The organism is Caballeronia sp. LZ003 (assembly GCF_031451465.1).
In the GTDB taxonomy this organism is placed as follows: Bacteria; Pseudomonadota; Gammaproteobacteria; order Burkholderiales; family Burkholderiaceae; genus Caballeronia.
This window is the reverse complement of sequence record NZ_JARUXJ010000092.1, coordinates 1-832: the sequence shown is the minus strand read 5'-3', so window position 1 is coordinate 832 and position 832 is coordinate 1. Positions and strand designations below refer to the sequence as shown.

The 832-nt window shown below is 60.6% G+C and carries 1 protein-coding gene; it reads right to left on the bottom strand.

Annotation, left to right across the window (positions count from 1 at the left end):
• Window positions 1–832: terminase TerL endonuclease subunit (locus QCE79_RS33150; protein WP_404989468.1), on the bottom strand; the 832-nt coding region annotated here is incomplete at both ends.

Sequence of the window (832 nt, the reverse complement as noted above, 5' to 3'; positions counted from 1 at the left end):
CGTCACGGCGTTAAATAGCGCCATCAACGGATCGATTTTGCCCGTCCCACTGGCCTGTTTCGTGATGTTCACCGCATTGCCAACCGGGACCACGCGTGCATTCCCAACGCACCACGCCATGAGCGGCTGACCACCGTGCATGAGCACGCCATCGGGCGCGCCTTCATCGTCTGCGCTGTGACCACTACTCGCAGTCGCGAGACGACGCTCGGCAGTCTTGATCGCGCCTGAGAGCTTCCAGCCTTGCGAGATTCCAACTACCTTGTCTTCGGGTATGCCTACTTCGGCCAGCGCATCGAGCACGCTGCCGATGCCTGCTGGGTCGGCCCCCACCTTATCGAGCAGGCCCGCCTGAAAGATCGTCGAAACGATCTCCGCGACATCGCGCACGTCATCGCCAATCTGCGCCACCATCGTTAAGTCGCCATCATCTTCGAAATCGCGCAATCGCGGCGCAATCTCCTTTCGACGATCGAGCACAGACGGATGCGCCCATGCGTGCGTCCAGGCAAGCCAGTTACGCGTGTCTTTCTCGCGACCCACTACCGCGAGACCGAGCAAATCGTCCAGACCACCGCCATCGATTCCCACGTCGATTACCTCTGAACGAGCCATCAGCGCCTCAAGCGTAAGACCCGATGCAAGTGCCGCCGCCTCCCAGAATTCCGCGCCCGCCCAGCGATCTGAGCGCAATGCAAGGCCGATCTCTACGTTAGCGTGCTTCGCGAGGAAGCCCCGGAATGACTCTTCGCCCTCTTCGCGCGCCTTGCGGAACTCGCGCTCTAAAAACGCCTGATCAACAGAGAATCCGAAGTTCGGATTGACCATCGCC